Origin of the sequence: Brevibacillus parabrevis (genome assembly GCF_022701015.1) — a bacterium.
Taxonomy (GTDB): Bacteria; Bacillota; Bacilli; order Brevibacillales; family Brevibacillaceae; genus Brevibacillus; species Brevibacillus parabrevis.
In genome coordinates, this window is sequence record NZ_CP064090.1 from 2,310,001 (window position 1) to 2,329,088 (window position 19,088).

Below are 19,088 nucleotides of genomic sequence, written 5' to 3' on the forward strand. Positions count from 1 at the left end.
CCACCCCTTGGCTCATCGCAACCTTGGCGCTTTCGATTCCCGTAATATTGCCTGCAACGTACAGTCCCGGCAAAGGCGTTTTCATGTATTCATCGTGCAAAGGGACGTGTCCTCCGAGGGCGGGAACATAGGCAAAAGGACATCCGGCAATGGCCGCCAGCTCTGCGAGTGGACTCAACCCGCCCGCGATGCAAACAAAGTCAGCCGGAATGAGCCGTTCCGTCCCGGGAATCGGCAATCCTTCCGGCGTGATGCGGGCAGTCCTGACTCCCTCCACTTGTGAAGTTCCGACGATCTCCAATGCGGCTGTGCGCAAATGGATCGGCATATCCCACATGCGCACACCTTTGGACGGAAAAAAAGCAACCGCCAACCGCTGCATCCACTCGCTGCCCATCAGCTTGCTTCCGAGGCGAATGACAGGCGAGGGGGCGAGATGGGCGACCCGCAGCAACGAGCGCATAATCTCATGGGGCCGTCCTGCCTTTCCGCTCACCTCAGACAGGGGAGGCAAAATCAGCTGCTCGACATGCACGCCAGCCAGCTGCAACTCTCTAGCAATCGCGACAGACAAAATATTGACGCCGATCACCACGCCTGTTTTGCCTACGCGAACACGCTGCACATTTGTCATGACTTGTGCGGCTCCAATCGACATCACACCGGGCAATGTCCAGCCGGGAACGGGAACCGCAGCTTCGGACGCTCCGGTAGCAATCAGCAGCAGCGAAGACTCCCACTCGCCTTCTGTCGTGGAAATCCGCCAGCGGTCGTCGCAGCGGGCAATATCGTACACCGAAACACCACAGGAGATGTTGACCCCAAGTGCTCTGGCTTCCTGATCCAGACGGGCGGCTTCAGCCAAACCGTTCCACCATACCCCGTCCGGTTCTTCGTGCAACTGTCCGAGCAGTCTGCCGCCCGGCCGATAAAACTCATCGACGATTTTCACAGACAATCCTTGTCGGGCGGCGGCAATGGCAGCAGATAAGCCAGCAGGGCCAGCTCCGATGACCAGAACATCCCTCATTTCGCATGCCCTCCTTTTTTCAGCGGAGTCGGCAGAACGGAGCCTGCTGTTACGCACATTCCTTCCGTAACAAGCGTCATACACGCTCGCACAGTCGGGATGCCGTCCACATGCACACGGCATTCGTAGCAATGGCCAATGTTACAGTAAATGCCCCGCGGAGTCCCTGTTTCTTCATGAACCCGAAGCGTGCGCACGCCAGCAGCCAAAAGCGCGCCGGCAATGGTTTCCCCTTCGTAAGCGGTATAAACAGCGCCGTTGAACTGAAACTGGAGAGCGGTTCTTTCTTCCATAGAACCAAGCACAGGATGATGGAAGATGCGTTGACTCATGAGCTTTTTCCTCCAAGCGTTTGAAACGAAATGGGCCGTACAGGCGGCTGATATCCAAGCGAAACTGTATGCGTAGGCACTTGGCCTGTTGCTTGTTCAACGATTTGCTCGATCAAAATCCGGCACGTTCTGCCACCGCAGCAGCCCATGCCAGCTCTGGTCCGCAGCTTCAATTCGCGAGCGGTGCACTGGTACTCGCGGGCAGTGCTCAGCAGCTCTTCCAGAGATACTTCCTCGCAGCGACAAATGATCACCTGCTGTGCGTCCATGCAAAAAGCCTCCCTTCGTTGTTGTCAGATAGCAAAATGCAAGTGTCGTGCCAGAAGCAGCGAGTGTTACAATAAAAACAACAGACAAACCCCCGCAGAAAGCGCAAATGGACAAGGAAGCTTGGCACGAGGATTGCTTATAGAGCTTATAGAAAAAGAACGAAAATCACAGAAGCGAAGAGGGATGACCACATGGACAAATTGACACGTCTGCGCACACAATTCGATGCTTTGGGAATGGATGGAATGCTCATTACAAACGGGCAAAACCGCCGCTATTTGACCGGGTTTACAGGTACATACGGAGTGGTGCTTGTATCGCGGAACGAGGCAAAGCTGTTCACTGACTTCCGTTATACGGAGCAGGCCAAAGCCCAGGCTGTCGATTTTGAGATTGTATTTTTGCCGACAAAAGAATCCGTTTACAGCGAAGTCGCTCGCCAGGCAGAGGAAATGGGCATCCAGACCCTCGGTTTTGAATCAGAAAACGTGACGTATGCTTTGCATCAAAAGTATGCGGATGCGATTCAAGCACGTTTGCTGCCGGTTGCTGGCGTAGTCGAGGGGCTGCGCATGATCAAGAGCGCAGACGAGCTGGACAAGATCAAGACAGCCGCACAGATAGCGGATGCGGCTTTTGCCCATATCTTGACGTTCTTGCGCCCAGGCATTACAGAGCTGGATGTGTCTAATGAGCTGGAAATGTTCATGCGCAAACAAGGAGCGTCAGGCTCTGCTTTTGACATCATTATCGCCTCTGGTCATCGCTCTGCTCTGCCGCACGGAGTGGCGAGCGACAAAAAGATCGAGAGCGGCGATATGGTGACCATGGACTTTGGCGCTCTGTACCAAGGCTATCGCTCCGACATTACCCGTACAGTTGCCGTCGGACAGCCGCATGAACAGCTTCAAGAAATATACGGCATCGTTCTCGAAGCGCGAAATCGTGCGGTAGCGGGGATTCGTCCCGGGCTGTCTGGAAAAGCGGCAGATGCGCTCGCTCGCGACTACATCGCGCAACACGGATACGGCGAACGGTTTGGTCACGGCATGGGCCATGGCGTAGGGCTGGACATTCATGAGGAGCCGTTCATGTCGACACGTTGCGAAGCGATTCTTGCGGCGGGCATGGTTTTGACTGTCGAGCCAGGTATTTATATTCCGGGGCTTGGCGGAGTCCGAATCGAGGATGACCTTGTTGTCACCGATACAGGCAACGATGTATTGACGCATTCCCCGCGCGAACTCATTATTTTGTAAAAGCCAAAAGCCAAAAGCCAAAAGCCAAAAGCCAAAAGCCAAAAGCCAAAAGCCAAAAGCCAAAAGCCAAAAGCCAAAGCCAAAGCCAAAAGCCAGGACCCTCGACTGTAGCGAAAAGTCGAGGGTCTTTTCCTATGCAAATCTGCCCCAAGCCATATTCCAGACAACAGTGTCTAACAAATGAAACAGCGCATCTGTCCATGTGTACAAATGTTTATACACTATTCACCCGTGTGTCAAAAATCCCCGCATATTTCCATTTGGCACACATGTTGCATTTTCAGTATTTTGCAAAATTTGCAACAGTTCATAAGAAGAGGGGTTGATCGCGTGAAAAAAAGCATGTTTGCATTAGTCAGCAGTATCGCGGTACTGGGGGTAGCACTCGCAGGTTGCGGAGGAGGGCAGCAAGCGGCCCAGCCGACGAGCCAGCCAGCACAATCTGGACAAGCACAAGGCAATGCGCAGCCTGCACCTGCGGAAAAGCCGAAAGAGGCGCAAGTCTTGCGCTGGAATTTGCACTCCGAGCCGCCGACAGGCGATCCGGGACTGGCTGAGGATACGACATCAGCCGCAATCGTGAAGGCGCTCTTTGACGGGCTGACCCGCATCGGGCCTTCCGGAAAGCCAGAGGAGGCAGTAGCAGAAAAAATCGAAGTATCTCCTGATTTGAAAACGTATACATTCAAGCTGCGCGACTCGAAATGGAGCAACGGCGATCCCGTAACCGCCCATGACTTCGTCTACGCCTGGAAACGTGCCCTCGACCCTAAGACCGCTTCGAATTACGCCTATCAGCTGTACTACATCAAAAACGCGGAAAAAGCGAACAAAGGCAATGGCAGCCTGGACGAAGTCGGGGTCAAAGCGCTTGATGACAAGACATTGCAAGTGGAGCTTGCCAATCCGACGCCGTTTTTCCTGGAGCTGACCGCCTTCCAAACTTATTTCCCGGTAAATAAAAAAGTGATTGAATCATCGGCAACTTGGGCAGGCGATGCCAAGACGCATGTCGGAAACGGCCCGTTCAAGATGGAAACATGGGAACACAAGAGCAAGATGGTCATGGTCAAAAATGAGAACTATTGGGACAAAGACAGCGTCAAGCTCGACAAAATCGAGTTTTCCATGGTAGAGGACGAGAATACGGAGCTGTCCATGTTCGAGAACGGCGAAATTGACTGGGCAGGCGCTCCGCTTAGCTCTTTGCCGACCGATGCCATGCCAGCCTTGAAAGACAGCGGCAAGCTGCAAGTAAAACCAGTCGGCGCGACGTACTGGTACAAGTTCAATACAGAGCAACCTCCTTTTAATAACGTGAAAATCCGCAAAGCGTTCGCCTATGCGATCAACCGCCAAATTCTCATCGACAACGTACTCCAGGCCAACCAGCAGCCAGCCATGGGGGCCGTTCCGCCAACGATGGCCCTCAACCCGGATGGATACTTCAAAGACAACGATCTGGAGACAGCGAAAAAGCTGCTCGAAGAGGGCATGAAAGAACAGGGCCTGTCCAAGCTCCCACCTGTAACACTCGTTTACAACACGTCCGAAGGTCACAAAAAAATCGCCGAGGCCATTCAGGATCAATGGCGCAAAAATCTCGGTGTGGAAGTGAAGCTGGAAAACCAGGAGTGGAAAGTCTACCTGGAAACGATGCACGAAGGAAACTATCAAGTAGGGCGCCTTGGCTGGTCCGGCGATTTCAACGATCCGATCAACTTCCTGGAGCTGTTCAAGGAAAAGGACGGCGGAAACAACGACACGCGCTGGGAAAATCCGAAATTCAAGGAATTGCTGAACCAGTCTGCGACAGAGGGTGATCCGGACAAACGCAAGGCGATTTTGCGGGAAGCCGAGCAAATCATGATGGATGAAATGCCGATCATGCCGATCTACTTTTACACGCATACATGGGTGAAAAACGACAAGGTAAAAGGAGTCTTCCAGGACGGATTGGGCGCAATCGACTGGAAATGGACGTCGATCGAATAACAAGTGAATGGGGGAAGGTCTATGAAAAAATGGGGCAGTGTAGTGGTTGCAGCGTTGCTTAGTCTGTCGCTCGCCGTTGCGGGATGTGCGAACCAGGGCCAAGGTGCAGCGGACGCCAATGAAATCCTGGTCGGCGTGCTTTTGCCAGTGACGGGAAACAACGCAATAGATGGGAAAGACATGCAAAACGCCATCGAAATGGCTGTGAAAAAAGTGAATGACAGCGGCGGCGTGCTTGGAAAAAAGCTGAAAATCGAAGTCGCGGATGACGGATGCGATCCGCAAATGGCAACGACCGCAGCGAACAAGCTCGTCTCGCAAAATGTAGTCGCAGTCGTGGGCGGCTACTGCTCCGGTGCTACGCTTCCTTCTTCCGGTGTGTTCAAAAATGCGAATATCCCGATGATCGTCCCGGCAGCCAACTCGGCAAAATTGCCAGCCCAAGGTTATGACACCCTGTTTTTGATCAATGGCCTAACCCCAGACCAAGCCCAAACCGCAGCAGATTACATGGCAGCCAACCAGGCCAAAAAAGTCGCTCTCATTCACGACAACTCCGCTTATGCCAAAGACCTCGCCGACTTCGCCAAAGCTGCCGTGGAAAAGAGCGGCGGCACCGTCATCGCCTATGAAGCGATCAATCCCGAAGAAAAAGATTTCAGCGCGCTCGTCACCAAGCTGAAAGGTTTGCAGCCAGACGCCACCTATTTTACCGGCTACTATGCGGCTGGCGGGCTGTTGGTCAAACAGTTCAAGCAAAAAGCAGTACCGGGCCTGTTCCTCGTAGGCGACGGATCGTTCAGCGAGGACGTCATCAAAATCGCCGGAGCGGACAACGCAGAGGGACTGTTGATTACCGCTACGCCGACTGCTGAATTTATCGAGGGCGCAGAAGCCTTCACCACCGAATACAAGCAAACGTACAACAACCTTGCTCCTGGGCCGTTCTCTGCGCTCAGCTACAACGCGGTCAATTTGCTGGCAGATGCCTTGAAACGGGCCAACTCGACAGAGCGCGATGCGATCAAGAAGGCGCTCAAGGAAACGAAAGACTTCCAAGCTCTCGGTCAAACGATCTCTTTCAACGCGCAAAACACGCTCGATACTTCCAACTTTGCTGTGCTCAAAGTGACAGGCGGCAAATTCACATTGGCGAAATAGGGCCGCCAGAGCAAGGAAGAGGTCATTCAGGCAAAGGGATGGTGGTGGCATGGAGATTCTGGTCCAAACGCTGGCAGACGGTTTGGTCATCGGCGCGTTTTACAGTTTGATCGCTCTCGGCTACACGATGGTTTTTGGCATCATCAAGCTGCTCAATTTTGCTCATGGCGACTTGTACATGCTCGGCGCATTCGTCGGCTACAGCTTGCTCAGCATGATTGGCGGCGGCGATTCCGGCATGGGGCTGTTCGGGATACTCGTCGTACTTCTGTTGACGATGGTGATTGTCGGCATTGCCGGGATGGGGATTGAGCGGATTGCTTACCGTCCGCTGCTCCTTGCTCCCAGACTGTCGATCCTGATTACCGCAATTGGCGTATCCCTTTTTCTGGAAAATGGTGCGATGATCGCCTGGGGCGCACAGTATCAGGTGTATCCGTTGCAACTGTCGCATGCCGGAATCAATTTGTTCGGGGCTACGATCACGTATACCCAGATCGGGCTTGTGCTCATCTCGGCATTGCTGATGCTCGGGCTGCACTTGTTCATCAACCGGACGCTTTACGGAAAAGCGATGCGGGCCATCGCGCACGATCAGACGGCGTGTCAGCTGATGGGCATTAACGTACCCAAAGTCATCGGACTTACTTTTTTTATCGGAGCTTCACTGGCGGCGGGGGCAGGGACGATGGCTGGCGCCTACTACGGAACCGTCAATTTCATGATGGGCTTTATCATCGGGCTTAAAGCGTTTACAGCCGCTGTGCTTGGCGGGATCGGCAGCATTCCGGGAGCGATGCTCGGCGGGCTTTTGCTTGGCTTGATGGAGACGGCGGGCACTTTTGTATTCGGTGGATCGTGGAAAGATGTCGTCGCCTTTTCGCTCCTGATCTTGATCCTGGTGCTCAAGCCGACGGGCATCATGGGCGAGAAAGTGACAGAGAGGATGTAGCCGATGAACGGATATCGCAAAAAGCTGCCTGTCGTCCTGTTGCTGCTTGTCGCCGCCATCCTGCCGTTTCTCGCCAATAATTACTGGCTCGATGTGGCGACACTCGCCTTGTTTTACATCGTTTTGGCTCAGGGGCTGAATGTGGTCGTCGGCTTTGCCGGCCTGCTTGACCTCGGCTACGCGGCGTTTTTCGCTGTTGGAGCTTATACGACGGGAATCTTGATGACGGTTTACGGCTGGTCGTTTTGGCTGACTTTGCCCGTGTCGATTGCGCTTGCCGCTGTCGTCGGGGTTATCATTGGCGCTCCGACTCTGCGGCTGCGCAGCGATTACTTGGCGATCGTCACACTCGGTTTCGGGGAAATCATTCGTCTATTGGCGATCAACTTGAGCATAACAGGTTCGGCTTCCGGCATTTACGGCATTCCGCGACCGTCCATCGGGAGCTATGTGCTTGCGGGACAGCTTGATTTTTACTATCTGATTCTCGTCATTGCCATCTTGGCTGTGCTCGCGGTCAAACGGCTGGGAACGTCGCGGATCGGCAGGGCGTGGATGTACATTCGCGAGGATGAGGACGCAGCCGAGGCCATGGGCATCAATCGGATCAACATGAAGCTGTTGGCTTACTCCATCGGAGCGGTCATCGGCAGTTTGGCAGGTTCTGTGTTCGCCGTCAAAATGAGTGCGATTGCCCCGCTCAGCTTCAGCTTTACGCAGTCGATCATGATTTTGCTCGCGGTCGTGCTCGGAGGTTTGGGCAGCATCCCGGGTGTCGTTCTGGGCGCTGCGCTGGTCATCACCTTGCCTGAACTGCTTCGCTCAGTGGAAGACTGGCGCTATCTGATCTTTGGGGTTGCGCTGGTGGCAATGATGCTGTTTCGTCCACAAGGGCTGTGGCCCGCCCGATACGATGCAGGGCAAGCGGCCAGCGGGGAAACAGAAGCAGCGCTTTCGGGAAGGGGGGACGACGATGTCAACGTTGACGCTGAAAAATGTAACGCTTAAATTCGGCGGCCTTGTCGCTGTCAACGACTTGACAGTCGAGATCGGTGCAGGCTCGATCACGAGCATGATCGGCCCGAATGGCGCGGGAAAAACGTCTGTCTTCAACATGATCACGGGCTTTTACAAACCGACAGCGGGGCAGATTTTGCTGGACGGACAAAATCTGGTCGGGAAAAAGCCAAGCCAGATCACTCGCCTCGGACTGGCGCGCACTTTTCAAAACTTGCGGCTGTTTCCGAACTTGACGGTTTTGGACAATGTCAAGGCAGGCATGCACAGCCGCACGAAGCAAGCGGTCTGGGGAGCGCTGTGGCATACGCGGGCACAGCGTCAGGAAGAACGCTTGATCGAGCAGACGGCGCTGGACTGCTTGCGCTTTGTCGGCATGGAACAAGATTGCGCGCGGATCGCGAAAAATTTGCCGTACGGAGCGCAGCGGTATTTGGAAATTGCCCGCGCGCTGGCGACGCAGCCGAAGCTTCTGCTTCTCGACGAACCTGCCGCTGGACTGAACTATGAGGAAAAAGAGGCGTTGATCGGGTTGATCCGCAGCATCCGCGACACGTATGGGCTGACCGTCCTGATCATTGAGCACGACATGGGCTTGATCAAAAAAATATCGGATCACGTCGTTGTTCTGGATTATGGGCAAAAAATCGCGGAGGGCGTTCCGGAAGCTGTCCTGAACAACCCGCGGGTGGTCGAAGCGTACTTGGGGAAGGAGGAGGCAGTGTGACGGCACTTTTGACGATTGAAAGCCTCCAGGCGCATTACGGGAAAATCGCGGCGCTCAAAGGGATCAGCCTGCAAGTGAACCAGGGGGAGATCGTCGCGCTTCTCGGCAGCAACGGAGCGGGCAAAAGCACCACGCTGAAAGCGATTTCCGGGATTGTCCGGCCGACGAGCGGCGAGATTGCTTTGGCAGGCAAAAGTCTGGTCGGCTGCGCCCCGCATCAAATCGTGGAAGCAGGCGTCATCCATGTTCCGGAAGGGCGGCGGATCTTTGCCGGACTGACCGTGCGCGAAAATCTGGAGCTTGGCGGATTTACGAAGAGACGAGAGAAGGCGGCCGTCAAGGAAGGGATCGAGCAAGCTTTTGCCTTGTTTCCCCGCTTGCAGGAGCGAAGTCAACAGCTGGGAGGAACGCTGAGCGGCGGCGAGCAGCAAATGCTCGCGATCTGCCGCGCTTTGATGGCGCGACCGAAGCTGTTGATGCTGGATGAGCCGTCGATGGGGCTGGCCCCGATTATTGTGCAAGAGATCATGAACATAATCAAGGAAATCAACAGGCAAGGCACGACGATTTTATTGATCGAGCAAAATGCCAAGGCAGCGCTCAAGCTTGCCCATCGCGGCTATGTGATGGAGACGGGGCGCATTGTGATGGAAAATACGGCAGACGTGCTGCGCACAGACGATTCGATCGTCAAGGCGTACCTGGGCGCGTGAGTCAGTCAGGCAGTCAGGACAAGGCTGTTCTCCAACGACAAAGGAGGAATCAACCGTGGAATTGATTCGCATTTTGTCTGAGTTGTTGCCGCCCAAAGAGGGGCGAAGCTGCCGGGAGCTGCGCGGGTGTTTTCGCCGTTTTTTTCAGTGCAAAAAGGCGGGCAGGCGCCGTTAGCCCAAGCAGGCCCGTTTTGCATTCGCGCTGCTGCAAACCACGCCGCAAAAACGCAAAAACCAACCTCCCGTTTCACACGGCAAAGTGAGACGGGAGGTTGATTTTCACAAGACGAGGTGCGAGCGAGCTTCGCCTTTCGCGCTGGATTATTTGTTCAGCTTGTTGCCAGGGAGAGCGGAGAGCGGTGCGGCCCCTTGCAGTGGGGCACGGCTCGTTTTTGGCGCCGGATTATTTGTTCAGCTTGTTGTACAAAGTCGCGCGGGAAATGCCGAGTCTTTTGGCAGCGGCCTGCTTGTTGCCGTTTTCCAGCTCGATCGCGCGCAGGATGACGCGCCGTTCATGCGCTTCCAGTTCTTCCTGCAAAGAAAACAGGTCGTCCGGCAGCTCGACGGGCAACTGCTTGGCCTGGCTTTGCACAGAGTACGGCAAGTCTTCCTCGCGGATCGTTCCGTCCGTAGCAAAAACGACCAGCCGCTCGATGGCATTGCGCAGTTCGCGAATATTGCCCGGCCAGTCGTATTGCAGCAAATTTTGCATGACGTTTTGCGAGATGGCGTGGATCGGCCGATTGTAGCGCAAGGAAAACTCGTAGAGAAAAAAGTGGGCCAGCTCGACTGTGTCTTCGATCCGCTGCCGCAAAGGCGGGATGGCGAGGGTGACGACATTGAGCCGATAATACAAGTCCTCGCGAAACTTTCCTTCACGGATCATTTCCTCCAAGTTTTTGTTGGTGGCGGCCACTATGCGAAAATCGGCTTCGATCTGCTTCGTTCCTCCCACAGGGTAATACTTTTTCTCCTGGAGGACGCGGAGCAGCTTGACTTGCATGTCGAGCGGCATTTCGCCCACTTCGTCGAGAAACAGCGTTCCGCCGCGGGCCAGCTCAATCATCCCTTTTTTGCCTTTTTGATCAGCGCCGGAGAAAGCTCCCTTTTCATAGCCGAACAGCTCGCTCTCAAAAAGGGTGGGGGAGATCGCTCCGCAGTTGATCGCGATAAAAGGAGCGTTTGCGCCTTCGCGCACATCGTGCACCGCCTTGGCGAACAGCTCTTTGCCGACGCCGCTCTCCCCGATAATCAGCACGGTCGCCTGGGTCGAGCCGAGCTTTTGGATCATCGACTTGATCTGGCGGATGGCGAGGCTGGTTCCTTTGATGTGCTGGAACGGATCGGGAGTGGAGCTGAGCTTCGCCATTTCCTGCTGCAAATGATTCACTTTTTTGTTCGCCTTCAACAGTTCCTGATTCAGGCGAACCTGGCTGGTAATATCGGTCTCAGCGGCAACAGCGCCGATGATTGTATCGTGCAAATAAATCGGTTTCGTATTGATGAGGACGACGAGGTCTTCTCGCGGCTGATGCTGATGGCGGTAGAGCGATTGCCCGTTATGCAGCGATTTGAGCGTCTCCAGCATGTCGAGCGGGAAAAAGTCCGTGATCGGCCGCCCGACGATGTCTTTGGCCTTCAGCGAAAAAATGCGCTCCGCACCTTCCGTCCAGACCATGACGCGAGCTTTTTCGTCGATGACGGAGATCGAGGCGTCCATCGTCTGGATCATCGTCTCAAAATAAGCCTCCAAAATTTCATAAGAGGTAAAAACGGCACGGAGAACAGTCGGGCGGTCGAGATATCCGACAGGTTCCCCTTGGTCATCGGTGACGAGCACATAGCTGTGGGTGCCGAGCAGTTGGATCGCAGCAGGAAGCGGAGCAGCAACAGTCAGGACGCCGACCTGTTCCCATGCGGCTGGCGGCTTGCTTTCGTCGGCAAAAATGTCGGCGTCCGTAGACGCGAGCGTACAGGCGTGCCAGCCGGAAGATAGCGGGGCAAACGCAATCGGTACGGTTCCTTTCGAGGGCAGCAAAGAAAGCGGTTGCTCCCGGTAAATCTGCATGTTCGTCTGGATCAGCTCGGCAATGCCAGGCAGCTTATGGTTCATCCCGATCATTCCTTTTGGAAGAGTGTATAAAAATGTAAACACTTTCTCGAATATTATACATTCGCTTGTTGAGTTGTAAAAGAATTTAGACAAAAATTTTGCGGATGTTCGCTCCTTTTGGTTGGCACGGCATTTGCAAAAATAAACAAGTGCAACGATTTTACGAAAAGCTTTTGAGGAGAATCAGCCATGACAAGACAAACCCATGCGCAGATTGCGGTAATCGGCGGCGGCATTATCGGGGCGGCGATTGCCTACTACACAGCCAAGGCTGGACTGGATGTGGTCGTGCTGGAAAAAGGCGAGCTGGCGTCAGGGACGTCCTCGCGCTGCGACGGCAACATTTTGGCGATCGACAAAGACCCCGGCTTCGACAGCCAGATGTCCTTGCAAAGCCAGATGCTCGTCGACCAGCTGACCCGGGAGCTGGAGCATTCGTTTGAATATCGGGCTTTGGGCAGCATTCTCGTCTGCGAGTCAGAGGCGGAAATGGAAGCGGCAGCGCAGTGGGTGCGACGGCAAAAGGAAGCCGGGCTGCCTTTTCGGATGCTGGATCGCCAGGACATTCGCCAGGAGTCGCCTTACTTTGCCGACGACTTGCTGGGAGGTTTGGAGTGCGCGACCGACTCTACTGTGAATCCGTACATGCTGACCTTTGCGCTGTTTGAAGGCGCGAAAAAGCACGGGGCAAAAATCATGCGGCGTACCGAGGTCAAGGCGCTGCGCCGCGATCAGGCGACGGGAACGTTTCAGCTCGAACTGAATACGGGCGCGATGACAGCGCAGCAGGTGGTCAATGCAGCGGGAGTGTGGGCGCCTTTCATCGGGCAGATGGTCGGAGTCGACATTCCGGTCGTGCCGCGAAAAGGACACTTGATCGTCGCGTCCAGACAGCTTCCGGTCGGGATGCGCAAGGTGATGGAGTTTGGCTACTTGATCTCCAAATTCGGCGGAGTGCGCCAGGTCGACGCCGAGACGGAAAAATACGGGGTTGCGCTGGTGTTCGAGCCGACAGAGAGTCAAAACTTTTTGATCGGATCGAGCCGCCAGTTCGTCGGCTTTGACACGCGAATCGATCTGAACGTGGTGCGTTGCATGGCGAGAAGGGCGCTGCGCTTTTATCCGAAAATCGCTGACTTTGCCATGATCCGTACGTATTGCGGGTTGCGCCCGTGGACGGAGGATCATTTGCCGATCATCTCGCGCGTCGAGGAAGTGCCCGGCTTTTTTATCGCGGCCGGACATGAAGGGGATGGGATCAGCCTGGCGGCGGTCACAGGCAAGCTGATGTCCGAAATGCTACAGGGACAGTCGGACACGATCATTCCCACCGAACCGCTTCGCCACGACCGATTCACGAAGAAAGAGGTGCTGCATCCATGAAAGCAGCCAGAGTGTTTACGACTGTGGACACGCATACGGGCGGCAATCCGACCCGCACGGTGATCAGCGGTCTGCCGAAGCTTCAGGGGGAGACGATGGCGGACAAAATGCTGCACATGCAAAAAGAGTACGACTGGATTCGCACCCTGCTGATGTACGAGCCGCGCGGCCATGACGTCATGTCTGGCGCTCTCGTGGTGGAGCCGTGCCACCCGGAAGCGGACGTGGGGGTGATCTACATCGAGACGGGCGGTTACTTGCCGATGTGCGGGCATGACACAATTGGGCTTTGCACAGCGTTGGTGGAAACCGGAATGATTCCGGTAAGCGAGCCGCTGACGAGATTGAAACTGGATACGCCAGCAGGCTTGGTCGAGGTGGAAATCCAGGTTGAGGGGGGAAAGGCGAAGCAGGTGTCGTTTACGAACATTCCTGCCTTTCTCTACAAGCAAGATGTCAGCGTCACGGTGGAAGGGATCGGTACGGTTACATGCGACATCGCCTACGGTGGCAATTTTTACGCGATTACGGACGCGCGGGCTCTGGGACTCGAACTGGCTCCGGGAAATGCCTCTGTGATCGTCGACACGGCTGTGCGCATTCGCAAAGCGATCAACCAGTCCCTGGAAGTCGTCCATCCGGCGAAGCCGTTCATCCGCGGCTTGACGCACGTGGAGTTTTACACGGACCCGAGCGCGCCGGAAGCAGATGTCAAAAACACGGTCGTCGTGCCGCCAGGTGGAATCGACCGTTCTCCGTGCGGCACAGGCACATCCGCGAAGCTGGCCACGCTGTTTGCCAAAGGCGAGATCGGGCTGGACGAACCATTTGTCCATGAGAGCATCGTCGGCTCGCTGTTTACAGGAAAAGTGCTGGCGGTTGCGGAGGAAGGCGGACTTCCCGCTGTCGTGACAACCATTGCCGGCAGCGCCTGGCTGATGGGCAAGCACACGATTTTTTACAATCCCGAAGATGAGCTGGCAAACGGCTTTTTGCTGATTCCGGCGGCCACAGACCATTAAATACAAAAAGTTGAGAGGAGAATGAACGATGGGAAGATTTGAAGGGGTATACGTAGCGATTGTCACGCCATTTACTAGCGATTACGAGGTGGATTACAAGCGGCTGACAGAGCTGTGCGACTGGCTGATTCAGGAAGGAGTCAACGGTTTGGTGCCGTCCGGTTCCTTGGGTGAATACGCCACGATGACAGGCGAGGAGCGGGCCAAAGTCATCCATACGGTGATCGCAGCAGCAAAAGGCCGCGTTCCGGTCGTAGTCGGCTCGGCAGCGCCGTCGACCCGGCAGGCAGTGGAGTGGGTGCAATTTTCCAAAGACGCAGGCGCAGCCGGGGTGATGGCTTTGCCGCCGATCAACTACAAGCCGCTGGAAAACGAAGTGTTCGCGCATTACGAAGCGCTGAACACGGTCGGATTGCCGATTATCGCCTACAACAACCCGCACGATTACAAGATCGACCTGACCCCGGATATTTTGGCGCGGCTGGCGAAGTTTGAAAACGTGGTAGCTGTCAAAGAGTTTTCCGGGGATGTGCGTCGCATGCAGGACATTCTCGCCCAGACAGACCTGGAAGTGATGGTCGGCGTGGACGATTTGGTGATGGAGGGCGGCTTGATCGGAGCGACGGGCTGGATCGCCGGCGTGCCGAATGCTTTGCCAAAAGAAGGCGTGGAGCTGTTCCGACTCGCGCGCGCAGGCAAGCTTGCGGAGGCTCAGGCTTTGTACCGCCGACTGCTGCCGCTGTTCCACTACGACGCAAGTCCGCAGCTCGTGCAGTCGATCAAGTACATGATGGAGCTGGCTGGCTTCCCTGTAGGTCCGACTCGCCCACCGCGCCTCCCGCTGGCAGACGACTACTACGCTGGGATCAAAAAGGCGTTTGACTACGCAGTCGGCGCAGCCAGCGGACGATAAGGGGGAAGGGCAGGCATGCACAGCAAAAACTGGATCGGCGGCGAATGGATCACGCCGCAGGGAGCCGAAGTGACGGTCAAAAACCCGTCGCGCTTTGCCGAGGAAGTGGGCGTCTTGCATATGTCGGATCGTTCTCACGTATTCGCAGCAGCAGATGCCGCACGTGTGGCGCAAGCCGAGTGGGCGAGGAAGACAGGTGCTGCTCGCGGCGAGGTGTTGTATCAGATGGCTTCCGCTCTGGAGGCTCATGCAGACAGTCTCGCCAGACTCGCGAGCCAGGAGATGGGCAAGCAGCTGGGCGAAATGCGCGGCGAGGTGGCGCGGGGCATCAGTTTGTTGCGCTATTATGCCGGCGAAGGAATGCGGGCCAACGGCAATTTGATCCCGTCTGCGGATACGGATGTTTTGCAGTACAGCCGTCGAGTGCCGCTCGGTGTCGTGGCTGTCATTACGCCGTGGAATTTCCCTGTCGCGATTCCGATTTGGAAGATCGCTCCCGCGTTGATCTGCGGCAATGCCGTCATCTGGAAGCCGGCGGAAAACGGTTCTTTGACCGCGACACGTCTGGCAGAAATTTTTGCCGAGACGAAGCTGCCGCCAGGAGTGCTCAATCTGGTGATCGGAAAAGGACGGGAAATCGGAACGACTTTGATTGAGGAAGCTGCGGTGGACGCGGTCAGCTTCACCGGCTCGTCCGCGACAGGCAGACAGATCGCGATTGCCTGCGCGGGACGCAACATCAAATACCAGACCGAGATGGGCGGAAAAAATGCGGCGGTTGTCCTCGCTGACGCGGATCTGGACAAAACGGTGCCGATCTTGCTCAGCGGGGCATTCCGCTCTGCTGGGCAAAAATGTACGGCGACGAGCCGGATTATTGTGGAAAAGGCGGCTTACGAGCCATTGGTCGAGCGGTTGCAGACAGCTATCTCGCTGTGCAAGGTCGGGGATGCTTCCGATCTGGATGCTTACTTGGGTCCGGTCGCTTCTGCGGCGCAGTACGAGACAGTCGGGCAATACATGTCTATCGCCCAGTCTGAGGCCCGGTTGATTGCCCAAAGTCCGGCTTATGCGGGAGCGGAGCACGGCTACTTTATCCGTCCGCAAATCGTGGAAGGAGTAGCGGCCGACCACGCTTTGGTTCAGGAGGAAGTGTTCGGGCCGCTGGCTGTGCTTTTGACGGCAGATGGGTTCGACGAGGCAATCGAGCTGTGCAACCAGTCTGTGTACGGGCTGAGCGCTTCGCTGTTTACCCGCGATCTGGCGAGTGCCCACCGCTTTTTGGACTTGGCGCAGGCCGGGATGGTGCGCGTCAATCAGGAGACGGCCGGGGTGGAGTACCAGGCTCCGTTTGGCGGCATGAAGCAGTCCAGCTCGCATACGCGGGAGCAAGGGCAAGCGGCGCTCGATTTTTACAGCGCCACGAAGACGTGCGCGATCAAATACGCCTGGTAAACAGCGAAACCTGGCAGGTAAAGGTGTGGGAGGACTATGAACATCCAGCAGTTGTTTACGACCATTGACGCCCATACAGGAGGGGAGCCGCTGCGGATCATCACGGGCGGCATCCCGCCTCTCAAAGGCGAAACGATTTTGGAGAAGCGCCGTTATTTTCGCCAGGAGCTGGATCATATCCGGCGGGTGCTGATGTACGAACCGCGCGGACACCACGGGATGTACGGTTGCGTCATGACGGCTCCCGTCAGCCCGGATGCGGCCTTTGGCGTCCTATTCATGCACAACGAAGGCTACAGTACGATGTGCGGCCACGGGATCATCGCGGTCGTGACAGCGGCGATCGAGACAGGGATGCTTCGCGTGGCTGATCCGGATGAAAAAATTGTGATCGACAGTCCGGCGGGCCGGATCATCGCGCGTGCCCACACGGATGGAGCGCACGTCCAGTCGGTCGCTTTTGAGAATGTCCCGTCTTTTGTGTTCGCCAAGGACGTGCCGATCGAGTGGGAAGGAAAGCTGTTTTCCGTCGATATCGCCTTTGGCGGAGCTTTTTACGCGGTCGTGCAAGCCAAGGACATCGGTGTCCAGGTCGAAATCGAGCAGCTGGCGACTTTGCAGGAGTGGGGCAGCCGGATCAAGCAGCAGATTGAAGCGAAGCTTGCGGTCGTTCATCCGTTCGAGCCTGAGCTGGCTGGCATTTACGGGGTGATTATCTCGGATGAGCCGCGTGTGCAAGGCTCACACTTGCGCAACGTGACCGTTTTCGCCGACAAGCAGATTGACCGCTCGCCGTGCGGCACAGGTACGGCTGCGCGGGTGGCGACGCTTTTTGCCAGAGGCAAGCTGGCAGTCGGGGAGCGGTTTGTGCACGAAGGGATCGTGGGCAGCCAATTCGTCGGTACCGTACTGGAAACGACGCAGGTAGGCGACTACCCGGCGGTCATTCCGTCCATTGAAGGCCGGGCCTTTATCACAGGCTTGCACCAGTTTGTCGTCGATCCGACTGATCCGTTAAAGGACGGCTTTTTGCTGCGCTAGGCATGGCAGGAGTGGGGAAAAAGGGGCTGCATGATCTGGGCGGCCTCTTTTTCATGCATATAACGGTGTCACAATACTGCCACGCATCCAGGCATCTGCTTTTTTCCGACACTTCTGTTATAATGGCTGGGACAAGTATAAACAAGGGAAAAAGGGGTTGAATTTTGTGCCGTATAAAGCGTTGCTGGAGTCCCACGTGGGTGGCTGGGAAGTCGCGATTGTCCTGTTGATCGTAGCGTACTTCCTCTATCGTGCGGGCAAGGAAAAAGCGGGCAAGATCGTACATATGCTGCTCAGACTCATGATGGTCATTATTCTCGTATCCGGAGCGTGGATGCTGTTTACCGTGCACGCCAGCGAAGTGTATTTCTACGTGAAAGGTCTGCTCGCGATTGTCGCTTTCGGCTTGATCGAGATGTCGCTGGGACGGGCGAAAAGACAGGAAGGCAGCATCGGCTTTTTCATCGGCTGTTTGCTCGTGCTGGTCGTAGTCATCATGCTCGGCTACCGTGTATTCGCCTAGTCGTCTGGAAACGGAAATGTATGCATAGGGCTTTCTTTTGCAAGTTGCACGCTTGCAGGGGAAGGCTTTTTTTCATGAAACGGGATGTGTCCGCTTGCGGTCAACCAAAAGGTCATGACTGTTTTGTTGCCTGGCCGGGGCTGACGTTGAGGCGGTCGGGCGTTGATCGCGGGACGGGAGCGGAAATTTTGGAGAAACACTCCACTTTATATAAAAGTAATGGCGGATAACTCCTTTTTTGATATAATGACGGTAAGCACGACCAAACGGAGTCACTTTTCAAAAGGAGGCGCAGCATGGCAGGACATACAGAGGAGTTGACCGTTGCCGGAGTCAAGACAAACACCCTTTTGCACATCCAGAGTCTTTTGCCCTCCTTCACGAAATCGGAGCAAAAGGTAGCGAGCATCGTTTTGCAGCAGACAGACAGCGTCATTTATTCTTCTGTGATCGACCTGGCTGAAAAGGCTGGCGTCGGCGAAACGACGGTGCTGCGCTTTTGCCGGAAAATCGGTTTTCGCGGCTATCAGGAGTTCAAGCTGGCGCTCGCGCAGGAGCTGGTTGCACCGGCGAAAAATTTGCACGGCGAAGTAGGCGAGGAAGATTCGCTGGAGACGATGGCGCAAAAAATAACCGCGACGAATCAACAGGCGATTGCCGATACATCTGCCCTGTTCGATCTGGAGCAGATCGAGCGTTGTGTCCAGCTTTTGCAGCAGGCAGGGACGATTCACTTTTACGGAGTAGGAACATCGGCTGTGACGGCGCAGGATGCGAAGTACGCGTTTTTGCGGATCGGACTGCGCGTGGATGCCATGAGTGAATCGCACCTTCAGGCGATGGCGGCAGCTACGCTCGGGCCGGGGGATGTAGCGATCGGGCTGTCTGTTTCCGGGAGCACGAAGGATACGATCGATTCGCTCAAGGTCGCGAAAGAGGCGGGAGCCACGACGATTTGCATTACGCATTACCGCCGCTCGCCGATTACGGGTGTCGCGGATATGACGCTGTTGACCGCCGCACAGGAAGGCCCGTTGCAGGGCGGTTCTCTGGCTGCGAAAATCGCCCAGTTGCACGTGCTGGACGTCATCTGCACGACCATTACGCTGCGCAACAAGGAAAAGGCGCTCACATACAAGGAACGGACAGCGAAAGCCGTATTGGAACGAAAATATTGATTGA

Annotated in this window: 18 protein-coding genes (1 of these 18 running past the window's edge); 14 read left to right on the forward strand and 4 right to left on the reverse strand. The window is 55.7% G+C overall.

Annotated features, from left to right (window positions below; all coding sequences use genetic code 11):
- The 3 genes in view from IRJ17_RS11060 to IRJ17_RS11070 are tightly spaced (each overlapping or abutting the next) and all read right to left on the reverse strand, a layout consistent with a single transcriptional unit that may run on beyond the window.
- On the reverse strand, window positions 1–1,030 hold the 5' portion of the coding sequence (locus IRJ17_RS11060) for an NAD(P)/FAD-dependent oxidoreductase (protein ID WP_242774667.1). It extends 176 nt beyond the left edge of the window; the window shows 1,030 of its 1,206 coding nt (coding positions 1–1,030); it begins with the start codon at window positions 1,028–1,030; the stop codon falls past the left edge of the window.
- Entirely contained in the window at window positions 1,027–1,362 is a 336-nt protein-coding gene (locus tag IRJ17_RS11065) for a (2Fe-2S)-binding protein (protein WP_173598141.1), read from the reverse strand. Before IRJ17_RS11065 ends, IRJ17_RS11060 begins: the two co-directional genes overlap by 4 nt.
- Window positions 1,359–1,631: a (2Fe-2S)-binding protein gene (locus IRJ17_RS11070; protein ID WP_063227839.1), complete on the reverse strand. Its 273-nt coding sequence runs from the start codon at window positions 1,629–1,631 to the stop codon at window positions 1,359–1,361. Before IRJ17_RS11070 ends, IRJ17_RS11065 begins: the two co-directional genes overlap by 4 nt.
- A gap of 192 nt (window positions 1,632–1,823) precedes the next feature.
- Here IRJ17_RS11070 and IRJ17_RS11075 point away from each other — a divergent pair, with 192 nt between their 5' ends.
- From IRJ17_RS11075 to IRJ17_RS11105, 7 genes are all read left to right on the forward strand, one after another.
- The gene (locus IRJ17_RS11075; protein ID WP_242774670.1) at window positions 1,824–2,891 is read left to right on the forward strand and encodes a M24 family metallopeptidase; all 1,068 of its coding nucleotides are present in this window, start codon (window positions 1,824–1,826) and stop codon (window positions 2,889–2,891) included.
- A gap of 330 nt (window positions 2,892–3,221) precedes the next feature.
- Window positions 3,222–4,886 (forward strand): peptide ABC transporter substrate-binding protein, encoded by a 1,665-nt coding sequence (locus IRJ17_RS11080; RefSeq protein ID WP_217022395.1) that lies wholly within the window; start codon window positions 3,222–3,224, stop codon window positions 4,884–4,886.
- Window positions 4,887–4,907: 21 nt separating this feature from the next.
- Window positions 4,908–6,047: a branched-chain amino acid ABC transporter substrate-binding protein gene (locus IRJ17_RS11085; protein WP_242774673.1), complete on the forward strand. Its 1,140-nt coding sequence runs from the start codon at window positions 4,908–4,910 to the stop codon at window positions 6,045–6,047.
- A gap of 49 nt (window positions 6,048–6,096) precedes the next feature.
- Window positions 6,097–6,999, forward strand: a complete 903-nt coding sequence (locus tag IRJ17_RS11090; RefSeq protein WP_242774676.1) for a branched-chain amino acid ABC transporter permease — start codon at window positions 6,097–6,099, stop codon at window positions 6,997–6,999.
- A gap of 3 nt (window positions 7,000–7,002) precedes the next feature.
- Entirely contained in the window at window positions 7,003–8,007 is a 1,005-nt protein-coding gene (locus tag IRJ17_RS11095) for a branched-chain amino acid ABC transporter permease (RefSeq protein WP_242774679.1), read from the forward strand.
- A complete protein-coding gene (locus IRJ17_RS11100) occupies window positions 7,973–8,743 on the forward strand; it encodes an ABC transporter ATP-binding protein (RefSeq protein ID WP_242774682.1) in 771 nt (256 codons plus the stop codon). The genes IRJ17_RS11095 and IRJ17_RS11100 overlap by 35 nt, the downstream gene beginning before the upstream one ends.
- Window positions 8,740–9,456: an ABC transporter ATP-binding protein gene (locus IRJ17_RS11105; protein ID WP_122965986.1), complete on the forward strand. Its 717-nt coding sequence runs from the start codon at window positions 8,740–8,742 to the stop codon at window positions 9,454–9,456. The genes IRJ17_RS11100 and IRJ17_RS11105 overlap by 4 nt, the downstream gene beginning before the upstream one ends.
- A gap of 403 nt (window positions 9,457–9,859) precedes the next feature.
- On the opposite strand, the gene IRJ17_RS11110 is transcribed toward IRJ17_RS11105, so the two are convergent.
- Window positions 9,860–11,569: a sigma-54 interaction domain-containing protein gene (locus IRJ17_RS11110; RefSeq protein ID WP_122965985.1), complete on the reverse strand. Its 1,710-nt coding sequence runs from the start codon at window positions 11,567–11,569 to the stop codon at window positions 9,860–9,862.
- 189 nt (window positions 11,570–11,758) lie between these two features.
- On the opposite strand from IRJ17_RS11110, the gene IRJ17_RS11115 reads away from it, so the two are divergent.
- From IRJ17_RS11115 to IRJ17_RS11145, 7 genes are all read left to right on the forward strand, one after another.
- A complete protein-coding gene (locus IRJ17_RS11115; protein WP_122965984.1) occupies window positions 11,759–12,952 on the forward strand; it encodes an NAD(P)/FAD-dependent oxidoreductase in 1,194 nt (397 codons plus the stop codon).
- Window positions 12,949–13,974 (forward strand): proline racemase family protein, encoded by a 1,026-nt coding sequence (locus tag IRJ17_RS11120; protein ID WP_122965983.1) that lies wholly within the window; start codon window positions 12,949–12,951, stop codon window positions 13,972–13,974. The genes IRJ17_RS11115 and IRJ17_RS11120 overlap by 4 nt, the downstream gene beginning before the upstream one ends.
- A 28-nt stretch (window positions 13,975–14,002) precedes the next feature.
- Complete coding sequence (locus IRJ17_RS11125) at window positions 14,003–14,887, forward strand: dihydrodipicolinate synthase family protein (RefSeq protein ID WP_122965982.1); 885 nt, start codon at window positions 14,003–14,005, stop codon at window positions 14,885–14,887.
- A 15-nt stretch (window positions 14,888–14,902) separates the two neighbouring features.
- Entirely contained in the window at window positions 14,903–16,342 is a 1,440-nt protein-coding gene (locus IRJ17_RS11130; protein ID WP_242774685.1) for an aldehyde dehydrogenase family protein, read from the forward strand.
- Between the two features lie 36 nt (window positions 16,343–16,378).
- Entirely contained in the window at window positions 16,379–17,383 is a 1,005-nt protein-coding gene (locus tag IRJ17_RS11135) for a proline racemase family protein (RefSeq protein ID WP_242774688.1), read from the forward strand.
- Window positions 17,384–17,540: 157 nt separating this feature from the next.
- Entirely contained in the window at window positions 17,541–17,906 is a 366-nt protein-coding gene (locus tag IRJ17_RS11140) for a YisL family protein (protein ID WP_173598146.1), read from the forward strand.
- 296 nt (window positions 17,907–18,202) lie between these two features.
- The gene (locus tag IRJ17_RS11145; RefSeq protein WP_122965977.1) at window positions 18,203–19,084 is read left to right on the forward strand and encodes a MurR/RpiR family transcriptional regulator; all 882 of its coding nucleotides are present in this window, start codon (window positions 18,203–18,205) and stop codon (window positions 19,082–19,084) included.
- Window positions 19,085–19,088 lie beyond the last annotated feature (4 nt).

Excerpts from the sequence above, each read along its gene's own strand:
- IRJ17_RS11065 (WP_173598141.1), bottom strand. The coding sequence starts at position 1,362 with ATGAGTCAACGCATCTTCCATCATCCTGTGCTTGGTTCTATGGAAGAA.
- IRJ17_RS11070 (WP_063227839.1), bottom strand. The coding sequence starts at position 1,631 with ATGGACGCACAGCAGGTGATCATTTGTCGCTGCGAGGAAGTATCTCTG.
- IRJ17_RS11075 (WP_242774670.1), top strand. The coding sequence starts at position 1,824 with ATGGACAAATTGACACGTCTGCGCACACAATTCGATGCTTTGGGAATG.
- IRJ17_RS11085 (WP_242774673.1), top strand. The coding sequence starts at position 4,908 with ATGAAAAAATGGGGCAGTGTAGTGGTTGCAGCGTTGCTTAGTCTGTCG.
- IRJ17_RS11090 (WP_242774676.1), top strand. The coding sequence starts at position 6,097 with ATGGAGATTCTGGTCCAAACGCTGGCAGACGGTTTGGTCATCGGCGCG.
- IRJ17_RS11095 (WP_242774679.1), top strand. The coding sequence starts at position 7,003 with ATGAACGGATATCGCAAAAAGCTGCCTGTCGTCCTGTTGCTGCTTGTC.
- IRJ17_RS11100 (WP_242774682.1), top strand. The coding sequence starts at position 7,973 with ATGTCAACGTTGACGCTGAAAAATGTAACGCTTAAATTCGGCGGCCTT.
- IRJ17_RS11110 (WP_122965985.1), bottom strand. The coding sequence starts at position 11,569 with ATGAACCATAAGCTGCCTGGCATTGCCGAGCTGATCCAGACGAACATG.
- IRJ17_RS11115 (WP_122965984.1), top strand. The coding sequence starts at position 11,759 with ATGACAAGACAAACCCATGCGCAGATTGCGGTAATCGGCGGCGGCATT.
- IRJ17_RS11120 (WP_122965983.1), top strand. The coding sequence starts at position 12,949 with ATGAAAGCAGCCAGAGTGTTTACGACTGTGGACACGCATACGGGCGGC.
- IRJ17_RS11125 (WP_122965982.1), top strand. The coding sequence starts at position 14,003 with ATGGGAAGATTTGAAGGGGTATACGTAGCGATTGTCACGCCATTTACT.
- IRJ17_RS11130 (WP_242774685.1), top strand. The coding sequence starts at position 14,903 with ATGCACAGCAAAAACTGGATCGGCGGCGAATGGATCACGCCGCAGGGA.
- IRJ17_RS11135 (WP_242774688.1), top strand. The coding sequence starts at position 16,379 with ATGAACATCCAGCAGTTGTTTACGACCATTGACGCCCATACAGGAGGG.
- IRJ17_RS11145 (WP_122965977.1), top strand. The coding sequence starts at position 18,203 with ATGGCAGGACATACAGAGGAGTTGACCGTTGCCGGAGTCAAGACAAAC.